Genomic DNA, 15112 nt, shown 5'->3' with positions numbered 1-15112 from the left:
TCGCGCAGGGTCTGTCCAGTCCTCCTACCCACCCGGATCGGCGGCCTCCGGCAGGGCGTAGAGGTCCGGCGGCTCCGTCCCCGGGAGGGATGTCCGCTGGAGCGCGCGGAGCTCGTCGTCGGTGGCGCCGCGGTCGAGGGCGCGCTTGGCGCGCCTGAAGAGGGCGCAGCGGGCCTCCAGCTCGCGCAGGTCGCACGGTTCGATCATGGCGGTCATGGTGCGCCACGGTCGCGGACGGTGGCGGCCGACTTGGCGGAGACTTTTCAGCCTCATCTAGCGAGGAATCCCGGGCGTTTACCCCTTGGCCGGCCGAGAAGCCGGCGTCAGCAACTCCACCGTGCCCCGCTCGCCGTCCACCCGGACACGGTCGCCGTCGTGCAGGCGCATGGTGGCGTTGCCGGTGCCCACCACGGCGGGGATGCCCAGCTCCCTGGCCACGATCGAGGCGTGCGACAGTGGCGCGCCCAGGTCGGTCACCACGGCCGCCGCCCGGGGGAACATAGGCGTCCAGCCGACGTTCGTCAGCGTCGTCACCAGGATCTCGCCGGGCCGCAGCCGGTCGCCGTCCTCCGGGCCGGACAGCACCCGGGCCACGCCCTCGACGACGCCCGGGGCGCCGGGGAAGCCGGTCACGGTGTCGCTGACGGGCACGCCGCCGCCCCGCGCGTCGTAGAGGTCCGCGCGCCTGTCAGGGTCGGCGGCCCAGCGAACCGGGTCGAAGCGGCCGACGATCAGCGCCGGGTACGGCGGCAGCGAGGCGTACCTGAGGTAGGTCGCGCGCCGCACCGGGATCCGGGCGAGCGGCTCGGTGGAGCCGCGCAGGACGGCGAGGATCTCGTCCAGGTAGAGGTGGAACAGGTCGTCACCGTGTCCGGTCAGTTCCCCGGCGCGCAACGTGAACGCCCGGAGCGCCCAGAACGCGCGGATGACCTCCGAGCGGGTCGACTCGCGGTCGCGGACGACCGCGTTCCAGCGCGTGACCCGTGCGCGCATCCTGGCCTCCTGGCGCGGGTGACGGCGGGCGAAGCGCGCCCAGGCGGCGTCGCGGGCCTCCTGCTGGCGGGCGAGCAGCGCCGCGGTGTCGTCGCGCAGGTCACGCAGGCCGGCGAGCGCGCCGTCGATCCAGGCGGGGTCCTCCCCCGGGCGCGCGATGGACACCTCGAACTCGTGCGGCCCCCGGTGCCCGTAGACGCGGGCGAACGTGTCGCGGTCGATCTCGCCCCTGGCCAGGCGGTTCAGGCCCATGACGGGGCCGAGGCTGGCGAGCTCGCCGCCGACGTTGACGCCGGTCAGCATGGCCTCGGCGTCGACGTCGCCCATCATCGCGCGCAGCCGGTCGCGGGTGAAGACGAGCGTCGTGCCACCCTGCCGGCCGGCCGCTTCCAGCATCTGGGAGGCGGTGACGAGGTACGGCTCGACGTCGCTCTCCCACAGGCCGGCCAGCTCGGCGGGCTCCGTGGTGGCCGCGATGCGGTCGCGGACGGCCTCGCCGCGCCGCCGGGCGGTGGCCAGGAAGGCGGGCATCTCCCTCAGGTTGTCGCGGACCCGCCTGCGGATGCGGACGGCCATGGGCAGGACCCGCTTGACGATCTCCCAGCGGGACACCTTCAGCAGCGGCACGTCCAGGCCGGGCGGCATCCTGCCGAAGATCTGCTCGACCGCGCCGAGCCTGCGCCGCATGCCCAGCGCTCCGGCGACGGAGTGCATCACGCTGAGGTTCATGTAGAAGCGGCCGCCGATGTTGCCGACCAGGTCGAACCCGGGCAGCGTCGAGGCCGACATCGCCTCCCGGATGAACAGCTGGACGAACGACCAGGTGGCGGGTGTCATCACGTCGGGGATGGCCTCACCGAGGTTGCCGCCGGTCCACAGGTATTCGCCCTTGAGGCTGTCGTTCCACTCCTCGACCTGCTCGGTGAGGCCGGTGACGGGCCGGGCCTGGAGGATGCGGAACTCGCCGTCGCGCCGGGCCCACTCCACGTCCATCGGCGTGCCGTACAACTCCTGGACGCGCGAGCCGATCGCGGCGAGCCGGACGGCCTCCGCCTCGTCCAGCACGGGCGCCTCGCGAAGGCCGGCGGGCACCGGCCGCTCGGTGGTGCCGTCAGGCGTGCGTACGGTCATGACGGTCTTGTCGCCGACGCGCGCCTCGGTGACGACGCCGGCGGACACCACGATCGTGTCGGGGGTGACATGGCCGCCGACGACGGCCTCGCCCAGCCCCCACGAGGCGTTGATCACGGTCCGGTCGCGGGCGCCGCTGACCGGGTCGGCGGTGAACATGACTCCGGCCGCGTCGGCGTCCACGAGCTCCTGCACCACCACGGCCAGCGCGACGTCGTCGTGGGCCACGCCGTTCTGCTCGCGGTAGGCGATGGCGCGGGCGTTCCACAGCGAGGCCCAGCAGCGTCGGACCGCGTCGGGCAGCGCCTCGCCCCTGACGTTGAGATAGCTGTCCTGCTGCCCGGCGAACGACATGCCGGGCAGATCCTCGGCGGTGGCCGACGAGCGCACGGCCATGGGGACGTCGTCGCCCAGCTCGGCGTGAGCCTCGCGGATCCCGGCGGCGAGCGCGGCGGGCACGTCGTGCGCGGCGAACAGGTCCGCGATCCCGCCGGCGTCGCCCCGGGACGCGGCCTCGACGATCTGGTGGTGGAAGTCCGCCACGTACGCCCGGTAGGCGGCGGTGGTGATGAGGAACCCGCCGGGGACGGGCAGTCCGGCCCTGGCCAGCCTGGCCAGAGAGGCGCCCTTCCCGCCTGCTGTGGCGAGGTCGGCGGCGGGGTCGTCCAGAGGGAGGAGTAATACCTCCATGTGACACGCTCCTTACGAGCCCAGGGAGGTCGCGAGCTTGTTTCGCGCGATCTCCACCACGGTGTCGAGATAGCGGGCGGTGGCCCGCGCGATGGCGTGCGAGGCGGCGGCGGGCGGTGCCGAGCCCGCGCCGACGGCCAGGTCGGCGGTTTCGGCGATCAGCTCCACGAGCCGGTCGTCCGGCATCCGCATGGTCTCCGGCAGGTTGTTGCGCGTGAACAGGAACCCGTAGATGACGGCGCCGATCACCGTGAGCTGCTCACGCGCGGGCCGGTCGGCGTGGACGGCGCCCTGCTCGCGCAGCTCGGCGAGATACGCCTCGAAGGCGGCGCCCAGCTCCGGCGTGGTCTCGCTGTGCCGCTTCTGCCGGGTCAGCTTGCCGAGCACCTCGGAGTCGCCCAGCGCGATGGCCTTCATCAGCGGCCTGCGCACCAGCTCCGCGGCGAGCTCCCCGATCAGGTCGCGCAGCGTGGCGGGAGCCTGCTCGCGCACCTCTTCGAGCATGCTCAGCCGCTCGCGGCGCAGCAGCGCGGCGAAGAGCTCGTCACGGGTCCGCCAGTGCAGGTAGATGGTGCCCTTGGCCACCCCGGCATGCCTGGCCACGTCGTCGATCGTCGTCTTGTCGTAGCCCCAGCGCTCGATCAGCCCGGCCGCGGCGTCGAGGATCCGGTGCGCGCGCTCCAGTTGGCGTGCCGGATCCTGCGGCGGTCGTCCTGCCTTGACCATCCCGTCTCACCTCAAATATTTGACCAAATCAGATTATGTGGTCATTTAATTAACCGCAACCCGGATGCCGGTCCAGCTCAGGCTTGCGGCGAACGCGCTCTTTTGGTCTGCGCGCACCGGGAGCCGGTGGAGCGCCGTAGCGTAGTGCCCATGGGTAGAGCGTTCTGGATCGATCAGGAGTTCGACAGAGATCGTGGCGGGCGCTATGCCGTGCACGTGCGCAAGAACCTCGAAGAGTTCGAGTGGGGCGACATCGCGCCGGTCAGGTTCGCCTGCGCGGCCTGGCGGCTGGCCACTCCGCCGTCGCTCAATCCCGGCTACGTGCGCTGGGACCGGCGCGTCCTTGAGGCGACGTGCCACCGCAACACCTGGGACGGCACCCTGAACGCACAGGTCAGGCTGGTCTCGCCGCTCCCCGAGGAGCTCACCCGCTCCCGCGCCTGGTGGCGCGACCGCGGCTGGCTGGGCTGGCAGGAGACGTTCGGCCAGTACGTCGAGCCGACGCAGCAGGACCTGGCCAGGATCCCGTTCCTGCGGGCCACCCTGCTGGTCGAGGTGCCGGTGCCGCTCGACGACCTGCCGCCCGAGCCGGAGGGGCCGCACGACAAGGTGGAGGAGTCGGCCGACCGGGCCCTGGTGGTCCTGGTGCGCGAGCTCAACGCGCTCGTCACGCCGATCCTCGACCAGCTCGACTAGAACTCGATCACACCGGGCGCCCCGCTCGGCCGGCGTGCCCCCTGCTCGTGCCGCCCGGTCCGGCGCGCCTCCGCTCGCCCTGGACGGCGGGCGTGCCGATTCTCCGCGCCGGCTCCAGAGTGCCGCGTTCCTGGACGGGTAGATGCGGCCCATGAGAACCGCCCTCGCGGCACTCGCCTTGCTGCTCGCCGCGGGCTGTGCCGTGGACACGGCCGCTCCCGCCCGCGCGGCGGCGCGGTTCCACGCCGCGGTGGCCGCGCACCAGGACGAGGCCGCGTGCGCGATGCTGACCCGGCAGACCGCGAGGAAGCTGCCCGACCCCGGCGAGACGTGCGCCACGGCCCTCGGCCAACTGCGGCTGGGGCCGGGCGGCCGGGTCACCTCGGTCGAGGTGTGGGGCGACGACGCCTTGGTGAGGCTGGCCGGTGACACGGTGTTCCTGCACCGGTTCACCGACGGCTGGAGGGTGCGGGCCGCCGGTTGCGAGCCGGAGCACGACCTGCCCTACGACTGCGAGGTGGAGGACTGATGCGTGTCGTGTTCGTGCTCACCGTGGTCATCATCGTGGCGGGCCTGGTGTGGTTCTTCGCGCTGGGGGTGGCTCATCTGTGAGATGGATCCGGGAGAACGCGCTGTCGCTGACGTTCATGACGCTGTTCGTGCTCGCCCTGGCGGGGCAGGCGGTCGCGGGCATGCTGGAGTTCAACGACCAGCAGTTGGTCAACGGCCTGCAGCCGGTCTCACTCCTCGCGTACGTGACGTCGTCGGCGTTCGCCGTGGACGTGTCGGAGAACTGGCAGTCCGAATACCTTCAGTTCCTGCTGTTCATCATGCTCACCGTCTGGCTGGTCCAGAAGGGGTCACCGGAGTCGAAGCGGCCCGGTGAGGAGGGTCCCGGTTCGGACGAGGAGCAGTTGGTCGGCCCGTACGCGAAGCCCGGCTCCCCTGCCTGGGCCAGGGTGACCGGGCCGAGGCTCCACCTGTTCGGCAACTCGCTGGGGCTCGCGATGGGGACCGTCTTCGTGCTGTCGTGGCTGGCGCAGTCGGTGTCGGGACTGGCGGCCGGCAACGCCCAACGGCTGACCGACCTGCGCGACCCGATCTCGTGGGGTGCGTACATCACCTCGCCGGAGTTCTGGAACCGGTCCCTGCAGAACTGGCAGTCGGAGCTGCTGGCCGTGCTGTCGATGGTGGTGCTGTCCATCTACCTGCGCCAGCGCGGGTCACCCGAGTCGAAGCCGGTCGGGGCGCCTCACTCGGCGACGGGGATCGAGGGCTGACCGGTGACGACGGCGACGATGCGGGTGCCGTCGGGGAAGGCGCCCTGCCGGACGCGGTCGACCAGGCCGTAGAGCATCTTCGCGACGTACACCCCTTCCACCTGATATTTCGCGATAAATCCGTCCAAGGTGGGTGTTGACCGGGCGTACCCGCCGAAGTGGTAGTCGAGGTCCACCGACCAGTTGTCCCAGACCCGCCCATACGCCTCGCGCTGCAACCGGGCCACCTCCTCCACGAGAAATCCCGCCCCCTTCAACACCGCGAACCCGATCGCCCGCTTGCCCGGTGGCAGCCCCGCCGCGATGCCGGCCAGCGTGCCCCCGGTGCCCACTGGACAGCAGACCACGTCGTAGTCGCCGTCGATCTCCCCCGGCAGCTCGGCGCAGCCGCGCACGGCCGCCGCGTTGCTGCCGCCCTCGGGCAGGACGAACACGTCTCCCCACTGCTCGCGCAACCGCGCCAGCACCTCGGGCGTGTGCTTGCGCCGATAGGCGGCCCGGTCGAGGTAGGCGAGCGTCATCCCGCAGGCGGCGGCGTAGGCGAGCGACGGGTTGAGCGGCAGCCGCTCCTCGCCGCGGATCACCCCGATCGTCTCGAAGCCGTGCCGCCGACCGGCCGCGGCCACCGCCCGGATGTGGTTGGAGTAGGCGCCGCCGAAGGTGAGCACGCGCGCGTGGCCCAGGTTGTACGTGAGCTTGCGCGCCTTGTTGTCGTCGTGCTTCAGCAGCACCCGGACGGAGGTCGTCGCGAGATCCAGCAGTTCCTCCACTCGCGCTAGTCTACGAAAGGTCGATTGTTGAGGAGTGTTTGATTATGCGCGTTGTTGAAGCTTTCCGTACGGCCTTCGGCGCGGACCCGGCGACCGTCTGGCACGCGCCCGGCCGGGTCAACCTGATCGGCGAGCACACCGACTACAACGACGGCTTCGTCCTGCCGTTCGCGGTGCCCTGGGGCGTCACGGCCGCGATCAGCCCGCGCGCCGACCGGACGATCCGCCTCCTGTCGCTCCAGTCCTCCCCCGGCCCCGTCACGATCACCGAGCACGGCGACGCCCAGGGCTGGACCCGCTACGTCGTGGGCGTGCTCGCGATGCTGGGCGATCAGGTGCCGGGCGCCGACATCGCGATCGACGGCGACGTCCCGCAGGGCGCCGGGCTCAGCTCCAGCGCCGCCCTTGAAGTGTCCGTCGCCGCCGCCCTCAACGACCTGCACGGCCTCAGCCTGACGCCCATGGAGCTCGCCCTGCTCGGCCGGCGGGCCGAGAACGACTTCGTCGGCATGCCGTGCGGCATCATGGACCAGGCCGCCTCGGCGCTGTGCGAGGAGGGCCACGCGCTGTTCCTCGACTGCCGCTCGCTCGGCCACCGCAGGATCCCGCTCGACCTGGCCGCCCACGGCCTGCGCCTGCTCGTCATCGACACCCGGGTGCACCACGAACACGCGGGCGGCGAGTATGCCAAGCGCCGGGCCGAGTGCGAGTCGGCGGCCCGCAAGCTCGGCGTGGCCGCGCTGCGCGACGTCACCGACCTGGCCGGGGCCCTCGACCGGTTGCAGGGCGCCGAACGCAGGCGCGTCATGCACGTCGTCACGGAGAACCACCGGGTCGAGGCGCTCATCGGCCTGCTCCGCGCCGGCGCCGTGACGGAGATCGGCGCCCTGCTCAACGCCTCGCACCTGTCGCTGCGTGACCAGTACGAGGTGTCGTCGCCCGAGCTGGACCTCGCGGTCGAGGCGTCACTGCGCGGCGGGGCGCGCGGCGCCCGCATGACGGGCGGCGGCTTCGGCGGGTCCGCCATCGCGCTGGTCGCCGAGGACCGCCTCGAATCCGTCCAGCGGTCCGTCGAGGACGCCTACGCCGCCCGTTCCTGGCAGCCGCCGCGATTCCTGCCCGCCGTCCCGTCCGCCGGGGTCCGCCGGGTCTCCTGACGAAGGGGACTACAGGGGCGGGAAGTCGGGCAGCCGGCGTTCGAGGAAGCTGCCCACGCCCTCGGCGAAGTCGGGCCGGCCGAAGGAGGTGACCATCTCCTCGATGGCGGTCTTGGCCGACTCGTCGAGGGTGACGTTCCAGTCGTTCCAGACCTGGCGCTTGATGATCGCCATGGACGCGGGCGAGCTGTGCACCGCGAGCTCCCGCGCGTAGTCCTGGGCCTCGGCCAGCAGCGACTCCCTCGGCACCGCGCGGTTGACCAGCCCGAGTTCGAACGCCTCGGCGCCGGTGAACGTGCGACCGGACAGCAGGATGTCCATCGCCCGCTGCTGCCCCATGATCCGCGGCAGTATCCAGGACAGCCCGTACTCGGCGACCAGACCACGGCGCGAGAAGGCGGTCGTCCACTTGGCCTCGGCGGCGGTGAACACCAGGTCGCAGACCAGCGCGTGCACCATGCCGAGCCCGGCGCAGGCGCCGTTGACCGCGGCGATGATCGGCTTGCGGATCGTGATGGGGAACGTGTTGGGCCGCGGATCGGGCTCCTCGTCGTACGCGCCGGTCTGGATGTCGTTGAGCATCTGGAAGTCCGCCCCCGAGCAGAAGCCCTTGCCTGCGCCGGTCACCACGACGGCCCGCACCCCGGGGTCCTTCTCGGCCTCTTCGAGCAGGTCGAAGTAGCGCCGCCCCATCGCGTCCGTCCAGGCGTTGAGCCGGTCGGGGCGGTTGAAGGTCAGGGTGAGCACGCCGCGGTCGACCGAGGAGAGCACGAGTTCAGCCATGGGGTAACAGAATCATGTTCTATCCCTTGGACGCAAGGCGGGCTCTTCAACGGTGGTGGACGTAGGCGGGCGTGAGGGTGCGGTTGTCGTAGTAGCGGTGAAAGACCGGCGTGACCCCGCCCGAGATGGGCGGGACGATCCACGACCAGTCGGCCGGGCACACGCGCCCGGCCTTCTCCTCCCTGGCCAGGTGGGTGAGGAAGCGGGCCGACTCGGTGTGGTGGTCGGTCATCGTCACCCCGGCCCGCTCGAACGAGTGCAGCACCGCCACGTTCAGCTCCACCAGTGCGTGGTCGCGCCACAGTGACCGCTCGGTCGAGATGTCGAGACCGAGCCGCTCGGCCACCACCGGAAGCTGGTCGTAGCGGGTGACGTCCGCCAGGTTGCGGGCGCCGATCTCGGCCCCCATGTACCAGCCGTTGAACGGCGCGCACGGGTAGCAGAGGCCGCCGATCTCCAGGCACAGGTTGGAGATCGCGGGCACGGCGTGCCAGCGCAGCCCGAGCTCCTCGAACCACGAGTACTCCGGATGGACGATGGGCACCTCCAGCACGGCGTCGCCGGGCAGGTTGCAGAGCAGTTGCCCGCCCCCGCCGGGCTGGACGACCAGCGGCAGCACGTCGAACCGGCCACCGGCGCCGCGCCAGCCGAGCGCCCGCACCCGCTTGGTGAAGTCCACATAGCGCGGGTCGCCGGTGATCGCGCCGTCACCGTCGCGGTATCCGGCGTAGCGGATGAGCTGCTCGTTCAGCACCCGCGGCCCCGGCATCCCGGGCGTGTCGGGAGGGAACACGGTGATCGTGGGCCGGACCTTCCCCTCACTCGTCGCCTCGCGCAGGTGCGCCACGCACTCGATCGCCACCCCCTCGGCGCTGAAGACCTGCCTGCGGTCGCGTACCTTCAGCGACCGCCAGTAGAGCCGTCCGATGCAGCGGTTGTTGTTGCGCCAGGCCACCCGCGCGCCGAACTGCAGCTCCGCGTAGGTGTGCGTGTAGGTGCCGTAGCGAGCGATCTCGCCGGCGACCTCCCGCAGCCGCGGCCGCGGGTCGCCCGCGGCGGGGTTCTCCTCATGGAAGAGCCTGATGAAGCGTTCCGCCTCACGGACGTCGATCGTCCGGTCGACGGTCGGTAGGGCGATGGCATCGAAGGAACGCAGGGACCTGATCCAGGTACGCACGCAGTAACCAGCACTTTTCCGGTAGACGGAGCGCCCCGCCGATTCCGGGTCGGCGACGCCCTCCTGCCGGCGGCGCCCTTTCCACACCGCCCAGATGGATGCCCGCGGCTACCGCGCCCTACTCGGGCACGGCTTCCCCATCCTTCCTCGTGATCCCGGGTTTGTCCCGGCAAATGGAAAATCGCGTGACCTTAAAGCTACAAAGCGTGACATCACCACTCGGCATCAGGGATCAACAGGACGCACAGCGGAAAGGCGCTTCCCGGCGATGACGACTACGCGGGTCAGTTGTTCTTTCCAACTGACTGCGATATCGTCCGCGTACCAGTTAGTTGGAAAATCAAACTCGGAGGCTGCTCTTGCGTCCCCCAGGCACTCCGGCCGCCCTCTGGGTCCTGAACGCCTACGCCGTGGTGCTCACGGCCCTGCTCGTCTCCGCCGGCCGGACCGGCCCCGGGCGCGCGCACCCGGCCCGGAGCGGCTCGTGACTCCTCCCGGCGCACTGCTGCGAGCGGCGCCCTTGGACGATCTGATCGAGACCGGCGCGCATCTGCGGGGTTTCGGCGGCGTCCACGGTGGGTTGACCCTCGCCCTGCTGACCACCGCGATGGCGGAACGGGCACCGGGCGCGCTGCTCCAGAACGTCACGGCCCGCTACCTTCGGCCGCTCGGCGGCGAGTTCAGGATCGAGGTCCCGGAGGAACGAACCGGCCGCACCATGACCGCGCTCGCCGCGCGGGCCGTGACGGAGAAGGGGGTCCACGTCGACGCCTCGGCGATCTTCGCGGCGCCGCGACGGGCATCCTGGCCGCCTGTCACCCCATCGGCGCCCGCCGCTCCGCCGCCAGAGGACTGCGAGGTCTTCACGATCCCGCCCGAGTTCGTGGCGATCTCCACCTCCATGGAAATCCGTCCCGTCGGCCCGAACCGGCCGTACGCGGGCGGCGCCGAGCCCGAGCTGACCGCGTGGATCAGGCTGCTGGAGGACGACGAGCCGCCGGACGTCCACCGGCTGACACTCCTGCTGGACGGCCTGGCGCCCTCCTACGCGGCCGTCCTGTCGGAGCTCGCGCTCCTTCCCACCGTGGAGTTCGCCGTCAGGCCCGCCATCGGACTCCAGCGGACCGCCTCGCCGTGGGTCCTGCTGCGTGCCCGTACGCATCGGGCGAGCGCCGACGGCTGGGTCGACGAGGGCATCGACGCCTGGGGACCGGACGGCGACCATCTCGGCAGTGCCAGGCAACTGCGCCTGGTACGCCCCATGTGAAGGAGTGAGCCTTGTTCTCTTCAGCCCGGCACAGCGAGTTCGACGACGAAATGGAGGCAGGATCATGCGGGACGCGGTGATCGTAGAAGCGGTTCGCACTCCGGTGGGCAAGGGCAAGCCGGGAGGGGTGCTGCACGACGATCATCCCGCCGACCTCCTCGCCCGCACACTCCAGACGCTGGTCGAACGGGCGGGCATCGACCCGGTGCTGGTGGACGACGTCATCGGCGGCGTCGTGACGCAGGTCGGCGAGCAGGCCGTCAACATCACCCGTACGGCCGTCCTGTCCGCCGGGTTCCCCGAGAGCGTGCCCGGCATGACCGTCAACCGGCAGTGCGGCTCGTCCCAGCAGGCCTTGCACATCGCCGCGCAAGGCGTGCGGAGCGGGGCATACGACATCGCGATCGCCTGCGGTGTCGAGTCGATGTCGCGGGTCCCGATGGGCTCGGCCATCCTGCCGGGCAGCGACCCGTTCGGCCCGATGCAGGCCCGGCGCTACCCGGACGGGCTGGTCGGGCAGGGCATCAGCGCCGAACTGATCGCCGCCCGCTGGAACCTGTCCCGGACGGAACTGGACGCCTACGCGTGCGAGTCGCATCGGCGCGCCGCCGAGGCCTGGAAGAACGGCGAGTTCGACCGGGAGGTCGCCTGGGCCGGCGTCGACGAGACCATCCGCCCGGGCAGTTCGCCGGAGATCCTCGCCGGTCTCAAGCCCGCCTACTACGACCCGGCGATCGCCGCCCGTTTCCCGGAGATCGGCTGGGAGATCACCGCGGGCAACGCCTCCCCGATCAACGACGGCGCCGCTGCCGTGCTGGTCATGGGCGCCGACACCGCCGAACGGCTCGGGCTACGGCCGCGCGCCCGTTTTCACTCCTTCGCCGTCGTGGGCGACGACCCGCTCCTCATGCTGACCGCGATCATCCCCGCGACCGAGAAGGTCCTGGCCCGCGCCGGCCTGACGCTTTCGGACATCGACCTGTTCGAGGTGAACGAGGCGTTCGCCTCCGTCGTGCTGGCCTGGGCGCGGGAGACCGGCGCCGATCCGTCCCGGGTCAACGTGCGCGGCGGGGCGATCGCCATCGGTCACCCCCTGGGCGCCAGTGGCGCCCGCATCATGACCACCCTGCTCCACGCCCTGGAGGACCGCGACGGCAGGTACGGCCTGCAGACCATGTGCGAGGCCGGCGGCATGGCCAACGCCACCGTCATCGAGAGGCTCTGATCACGACCCGGTCAGGCCCGGCATCTACCCCGGATAAGCTGCGCAGCATGCCGAAGGACGCACAACCGCGCGAGTGCTCCATCGCCGAGACCCTGGACCTGGTCGGCGAGCGGTGGAGCCTCCTCGCCATTCGCGAGCTCAGCTACGGCATCCGGCGTTTCGACCAGATCGTCCGCAACACCGGCGCGCCGCGCGACATCCTCACCACCCGGCTCCGCAAGCTGGAGCTGGGCGGGGTCATCCAGCGCGAACGCTACAACGATCATCCCGTCCGGCATGAGTACCATCTCACGCCCGCCGGCGTGGAGCTGTGCGACGTCCTGATCACCCTGATGAAGTGGGGCGACCGTCACCTGCACCCCGACGATCCTCCCGTCCGGTGGCGGCACTCCTGTGGCGAGCCCCTTGACCCCCTGCTGATCTGCCGCCACTGCGGCGGCGAGGCCCGGGTGGGCGCCCACACGCCCACGGGCCGAGGTGCCCTGATCTCCTGATGCCCCGCACCGGCGCCCCTCGCCGACTCCCGGAACGACTCAGGCCCCCTTCCTTGATCAAGGAAGGGGGCCTGAGCTGTAAGGCTTTTGGTGAAGCTCCCGCGATAGGACTCGAACCTATAACCTGCCGGTTAACAGCCGGCTGCTCTGCCGTTGAGCTACGCGGGATCGAACATCTGCGCTGCCTGGTAGGGGTTTGGGCCCCTCCGGTCGGCGCACGACTACATTAGCGCACTCGGGGAGTGCGTGTCGCATCCTGATCGGGGTAGAGCCGGAGACAGCGGAGGTGCAAAATGCGCTATCGAATGACATTCGTTGTCGGGCTGGCTGCCGGTTACGTGCTGGGCAGCAAGGCCGGCCGCGAACGCTATGAACAGATCAAACAAGCGGCCCAGCGTGTCGCGGACAACCCGAGGGTCCAGGGGGCCGCGGGAGTGGTCGGCGCGCAGGTGTCGAAGGCGGCCGACGTGGCCAGACACAGGGTGGGTGACACACTGCACCATCGGATCCCGTTCCTGGGCGACAAGGAGCGTCCGGACGACGGCACGGGCTGGCCCAAGGGCCAACCCGAACCACACAAGTCCGAACAAAAGGCGAGCAAGACCGGCATCCCCTACTGACCACCGGCTACTGACGACCGGCGCGGCGTGGGCGTGTGCGATCACACGCCCATGCTGCGCCGCACTCCTTCCAGGGCCTGCTCCGCCTGGGCGCGCAGTCCGGGGTCGTCGGGGTCGAGACCGTCGTCGAAGACGAGAGTCCAGCCGAGCACCTCGCCGCCGGGCCGGCGCCGGGCGACCAGCCGCACCCCGCCGCGAGGCAGCACGACCCGCTTGTTCACCACGATCGTGGAGTTGACCCGCTCGCGGAGGGTCTCGGGCAGCAGCCGTGGCTCGCCGACCCGCTCGTGGCGCCGCTCACCGTCGGCGGTCACGACCCTCAGCCCGTCGTCGTCCCAGCTCGCCCGGTCGATCGTCTCGTACGGCACGCGGGTCCCGTCGGACAGGAACAGCGCCAGGGTGGTCGCCACCACGTAGCCGCCGTCGGCGCCGGCGAACGTCAGCACCCGCTCCCCGGGCTCGATGGCCAGGCTCTTGCGGACGTCGGACGGCAGGCGGCGCAGGAAGCTCATGCCCCAACGGTATCCGCGAGCAGGTCCAGGGTGAGCGCCGCGCTCCAGGAGAAGTCACGGCACCCCCGGCCGCTGCCGTCGAACGGATCGAAGCACTCGCGGAAGCCCGCCTGCCGGACGAGGCGCAGGGTGCCGTTGGTGAGCTGCTCGCGCAGCGGCCCGAGGTCGTGCACGGCGGCCGCCCGGCGCAGCAGCCAGTTGGTGTTCACCCACGACGGGCCGCGCCAGTAGCGGGTGCGGTCGAACTGGGTGGCGCGGATCTCGCAGCTGGGCACCGGGTAGCCGGTCGCGCCCATGAACCGGGCCGATTCGAGGATCTCGACGACCGCGCTGACGTGCTCGCCCGGCAGGCCCGGGTCGAGCAGGGGGCCGAACCCGCCGACGGTGCGCACCCGGATGAGCCGGTCGGCGCGCAGGTCGCGGGCGTAGAAGCAGCCGTCCCAGAGACGGTCGAGGAGGGCCCGCCTGATGCGCTCGGCCCGCTCGGCGTGCGGCGCGGGATCGGCCTGGGCGAGCGGCGCCAGCTCGGCCATGGCCTGGCAGGAGGCGAGCCAGATCCCGTTGAACATCGGGTCCTCGATGGCGAACGGGTGCTCGTCCCGCAGGTACTCGGCCCGGTAGCCGGCGTTGCGGTAGCGCAGGGCCAGCCAGACGTAGCGGTCGTGGTCGCTGTCCGGATGCCGCTCGTCGAGATCGACGTTGCGGTAGCCGTACCTGATCTCGGGCAGGGCGGCGAGCGCGGAGTCCCAGACGGGACTGTCGTCCATGCCCGACTCCCAGGGGTGCACGATCGCGGCCAGCCCGGCGCCGCCCAGGTCGCGCGCGGCGGCGAGGTAGCCATGCTGGGCGGCCAGCGCCGGGTAGGCCCGCCGGACGAAGTCGGCGTCGCCGGTGTGCCGGTAGATCCACCACAGGGCCAGCCCGTGCAGCGGCGGAGAGGTGAGACCCGAGGTGAGCAGCCGCGGCGCGGCGTCGTGGTCGTGCGAGCGCCAGACGGACGGCCCGGGGAAGTACGCCTCGGGGGTGTGGAAGACGATGTGCGGGACCATCCCGGTGGCCCACTGCCCCCGCAGCAGGCTGAGCAGTTCGGTGCGTGAGCGGTCGGGGCGGTACCGGGCCAGCCCCATGGCGATGAAGGCGGAGTCCCAGCTCCACTGGTGCGGGTAGAGCCCTGGCGCGGGCACGGTGGCGGCGCCCGTCCAGTTCGCATCGAGCACGGAAAGGGCCTCGCGCCCGAGCGCGGCGTCGTCGACCGCGGGCCGCGCCTCCATCAACCCACTATGCGCCGGTATGCGGGCGGAAGCTATGTCCTCGCGAACCACTTCGTGAGGAGCACCACGCCGAGCGCGGCGGCGCCGAGGATGAGCGCCCACTTGAGCAGCGTGAAGACGAAGCCCACGAGAGGGCCGAGCAGGAAGAGCGCGGCGACGATCACCGCGGCGATGATGAGTATGCGTCCCATATCCGTGACGATAAGAGATCATTTAAGTCATCTGCAGGTGAGTCAGGGTTGAATCAGGGACAAGTCAGGGTCCGCCGTACTACGCAGGAACCAATCCGACGCATCTGCCGTTGTCCGGGTTGAGCGGGT

Annotated in this window: 18 protein-coding genes and 1 tRNA gene; 9 read left to right on the top strand and 10 right to left on the bottom strand. The window is 71.1% G+C overall.

The window, feature by feature from the left end:
* Nucleotides 1-24: 24 nt before the first annotated feature.
* The 3 genes from AB0I38_RS15155 to AB0I38_RS15145 all read right to left on the bottom strand — a co-directional run bounded on the left by AB0I38_RS15155 (nt 25) and on the right by AB0I38_RS15145 (nt 3540).
* The gene (locus AB0I38_RS15155) at nt 25-207 is read right to left on the bottom strand and encodes a hypothetical protein (protein ID WP_358467188.1); all 183 of its coding nucleotides are present in this window, start codon (nt 205-207) and stop codon (nt 25-27) included.
* Between the two features lie 87 nt (nt 208-294).
* Nucleotides 295-2814: a PEP/pyruvate-binding domain-containing protein gene (locus tag AB0I38_RS15150; RefSeq protein ID WP_358467186.1), complete on the bottom strand. Its 2520-nt coding sequence runs from the start codon at nt 2812-2814 to the stop codon at nt 295-297.
* Between the two features lie 12 nt (nt 2815-2826).
* The gene (locus AB0I38_RS15145; protein WP_358467184.1) at nt 2827-3540 is read right to left on the bottom strand and encodes a TetR/AcrR family transcriptional regulator; all 714 of its coding nucleotides are present in this window, start codon (nt 3538-3540) and stop codon (nt 2827-2829) included.
* A gap of 150 nt (nt 3541-3690) precedes the next feature.
* Here AB0I38_RS15145 and AB0I38_RS15140 point away from each other — a divergent pair, with 150 nt between their 5' ends.
* The 3 genes from AB0I38_RS15140 (at nt 3691) to AB0I38_RS15130 (ending at nt 5516) form a co-directional block, all read left to right on the top strand.
* Nucleotides 3691-4236, top strand: coding sequence for a hypothetical protein (locus AB0I38_RS15140; RefSeq protein WP_358467182.1), 546 nt, complete (start codon nt 3691-3693; stop codon nt 4234-4236).
* Between the two features lie 151 nt (nt 4237-4387).
* The gene (locus tag AB0I38_RS15135) at nt 4388-4765 is read left to right on the top strand and encodes a hypothetical protein (protein WP_358467180.1); all 378 of its coding nucleotides are present in this window, start codon (nt 4388-4390) and stop codon (nt 4763-4765) included.
* A gap of 79 nt (nt 4766-4844) precedes the next feature.
* Nucleotides 4845-5516 (top strand): DUF6766 family protein, encoded by a 672-nt coding sequence (locus tag AB0I38_RS15130; protein WP_358467178.1) that lies wholly within the window; start codon nt 4845-4847, stop codon nt 5514-5516.
* Here the strand turns inward: AB0I38_RS15130 and AB0I38_RS15125 are convergent.
* Nucleotides 5489-6286, bottom strand: coding sequence for a 1-aminocyclopropane-1-carboxylate deaminase/D-cysteine desulfhydrase (locus AB0I38_RS15125; RefSeq protein WP_358467176.1), 798 nt, complete (start codon nt 6284-6286; stop codon nt 5489-5491). The genes AB0I38_RS15130 and AB0I38_RS15125 overlap by 28 nt on opposite strands.
* A 44-nt stretch (nt 6287-6330) precedes the next feature.
* Between AB0I38_RS15125 and galK the strand changes: the two genes are divergently transcribed.
* Entirely contained in the window at nt 6331-7443 is a 1113-nt protein-coding gene (gene galK, locus AB0I38_RS15120; protein WP_358467174.1) for a galactokinase, read from the top strand.
* Nucleotides 7444-7452: 9 nt separating this feature from the next.
* Here the strand turns inward: galK and AB0I38_RS15115 are convergent, their stop codons facing one another.
* Nucleotides 7453-8226 (bottom strand): enoyl-CoA hydratase-related protein, encoded by a 774-nt coding sequence (locus tag AB0I38_RS15115; RefSeq protein WP_358467172.1) that lies wholly within the window; start codon nt 8224-8226, stop codon nt 7453-7455.
* 46 nt (nt 8227-8272) lie between these two features.
* Complete coding sequence (locus AB0I38_RS15110) at nt 8273-9403, bottom strand: nitric oxide synthase oxygenase (RefSeq protein WP_358467170.1); 1131 nt, start codon at nt 9401-9403, stop codon at nt 8273-8275.
* A gap of 359 nt (nt 9404-9762) precedes the next feature.
* Between AB0I38_RS15110 and AB0I38_RS15105 the strand changes: the two genes are divergently transcribed.
* The 4 genes from AB0I38_RS15105 (at nt 9763) to AB0I38_RS15090 (ending at nt 12389) form a co-directional block, all read left to right on the top strand.
* The gene (locus AB0I38_RS15105; RefSeq protein ID WP_358467168.1) at nt 9763-9891 is read left to right on the top strand and encodes a hypothetical protein; all 129 of its coding nucleotides are present in this window, start codon (nt 9763-9765) and stop codon (nt 9889-9891) included.
* Nucleotides 9888-10670, top strand: a complete 783-nt coding sequence (locus AB0I38_RS15100) for a thioesterase family protein (protein ID WP_358467166.1) — start codon at nt 9888-9890, stop codon at nt 10668-10670. The genes AB0I38_RS15105 and AB0I38_RS15100 overlap by 4 nt, the downstream gene beginning before the upstream one ends.
* 64 nt (nt 10671-10734) lie before the next feature.
* Nucleotides 10735-11895: a thiolase family protein gene (locus AB0I38_RS15095; protein WP_358467164.1), complete on the top strand. Its 1161-nt coding sequence runs from the start codon at nt 10735-10737 to the stop codon at nt 11893-11895.
* Between the two features lie 47 nt (nt 11896-11942).
* A complete protein-coding gene (locus tag AB0I38_RS15090; RefSeq protein ID WP_358467162.1) occupies nt 11943-12389 on the top strand; it encodes a winged helix-turn-helix transcriptional regulator in 447 nt (148 codons plus the stop codon).
* Nucleotides 12390-12485: 96 nt separating this feature from the next.
* Here the strand turns inward: AB0I38_RS15090 and AB0I38_RS15085 are convergent.
* Nucleotides 12486-12557: transfer RNA gene (locus AB0I38_RS15085), tRNA-Asn, on the bottom strand.
* 125 nt (nt 12558-12682) lie between these two features.
* On the opposite strand from AB0I38_RS15085, the gene AB0I38_RS15080 reads away from it, so the two are divergent.
* On the top strand, nt 12683-13009 hold the full coding sequence (locus AB0I38_RS15080) for a YtxH domain-containing protein (protein WP_358467160.1): 327 nt from the start codon (nt 12683-12685) through the stop codon (nt 13007-13009).
* Nucleotides 13010-13050: 41 nt separating this feature from the next.
* Here AB0I38_RS15080 and AB0I38_RS15075 read toward each other — a convergent pair whose 3' ends face one another.
* From AB0I38_RS15075 to AB0I38_RS15065, 3 genes are read right to left on the bottom strand one after another with little or no spacing between them, the layout of a single operon-like run.
* Nucleotides 13051-13521 (bottom strand): hypothetical protein, encoded by a 471-nt coding sequence (locus tag AB0I38_RS15075; RefSeq protein WP_358467158.1) that lies wholly within the window; start codon nt 13519-13521, stop codon nt 13051-13053.
* Nucleotides 13518-14792, bottom strand: a complete 1275-nt coding sequence (locus AB0I38_RS15070) for an amylo-alpha-1,6-glucosidase (protein ID WP_358467156.1) — start codon at nt 14790-14792, stop codon at nt 13518-13520. Before AB0I38_RS15070 ends, AB0I38_RS15075 begins: the two co-directional genes overlap by 4 nt.
* A gap of 32 nt (nt 14793-14824) precedes the next feature.
* A complete protein-coding gene (locus tag AB0I38_RS15065; RefSeq protein WP_358467154.1) occupies nt 14825-14983 on the bottom strand; it encodes a hypothetical protein in 159 nt (52 codons plus the stop codon).
* Nucleotides 14984-15112: the final 129 nt, after the last annotated feature.

The sequence above is a fragment of the Nonomuraea cavernae genome, assembly GCF_040655715.1.
GTDB classification, from domain to species: Bacteria; Actinomycetota; Actinomycetes; order Streptosporangiales; family Streptosporangiaceae; genus Nonomuraea; species Nonomuraea cavernae_A.
Note: the sequence above shows the minus strand (reverse complement) of the source record. Positions and strands in the feature narration are given on the sequence as shown.

Excerpts from the sequence above, each read along its gene's own strand:
- AB0I38_RS15155 (WP_358467188.1), bottom strand. The coding sequence starts at position 207 with ATGATCGAACCGTGCGACCTGCGCGAGCTGGAGGCCCGCTGCGCCCTC.
- AB0I38_RS15090 (WP_358467162.1), top strand. The coding sequence starts at position 11,943 with ATGCCGAAGGACGCACAACCGCGCGAGTGCTCCATCGCCGAGACCCTG.
- AB0I38_RS15070 (WP_358467156.1), bottom strand. The coding sequence starts at position 14,792 with ATGGAGGCGCGGCCCGCGGTCGACGACGCCGCGCTCGGGCGCGAGGCC.
- AB0I38_RS15095 (WP_358467164.1), top strand. The coding sequence starts at position 10,735 with ATGCGGGACGCGGTGATCGTAGAAGCGGTTCGCACTCCGGTGGGCAAG.
- galK (WP_358467174.1), top strand. The coding sequence starts at position 6,331 with ATGCGCGTTGTTGAAGCTTTCCGTACGGCCTTCGGCGCGGACCCGGCG.
- AB0I38_RS15075 (WP_358467158.1), bottom strand. The coding sequence starts at position 13,521 with ATGAGCTTCCTGCGCCGCCTGCCGTCCGACGTCCGCAAGAGCCTGGCC.
- AB0I38_RS15080 (WP_358467160.1), top strand. The coding sequence starts at position 12,683 with ATGCGCTATCGAATGACATTCGTTGTCGGGCTGGCTGCCGGTTACGTG.
- AB0I38_RS15065 (WP_358467154.1), bottom strand. The coding sequence starts at position 14,983 with ATGGGACGCATACTCATCATCGCCGCGGTGATCGTCGCCGCGCTCTTC.
- AB0I38_RS15135 (WP_358467180.1), top strand. The coding sequence starts at position 4,388 with ATGAGAACCGCCCTCGCGGCACTCGCCTTGCTGCTCGCCGCGGGCTGT.
- AB0I38_RS15140 (WP_358467182.1), top strand. The coding sequence starts at position 3,691 with ATGGGTAGAGCGTTCTGGATCGATCAGGAGTTCGACAGAGATCGTGGC.
- AB0I38_RS15115 (WP_358467172.1), bottom strand. The coding sequence starts at position 8,226 with ATGGCTGAACTCGTGCTCTCCTCGGTCGACCGCGGCGTGCTCACCCTG.
- AB0I38_RS15145 (WP_358467184.1), bottom strand. The coding sequence starts at position 3,540 with ATGGTCAAGGCAGGACGACCGCCGCAGGATCCGGCACGCCAACTGGAG.
- AB0I38_RS15150 (WP_358467186.1), bottom strand. The coding sequence starts at position 2,814 with ATGGAGGTATTACTCCTCCCTCTGGACGACCCCGCCGCCGACCTCGCC.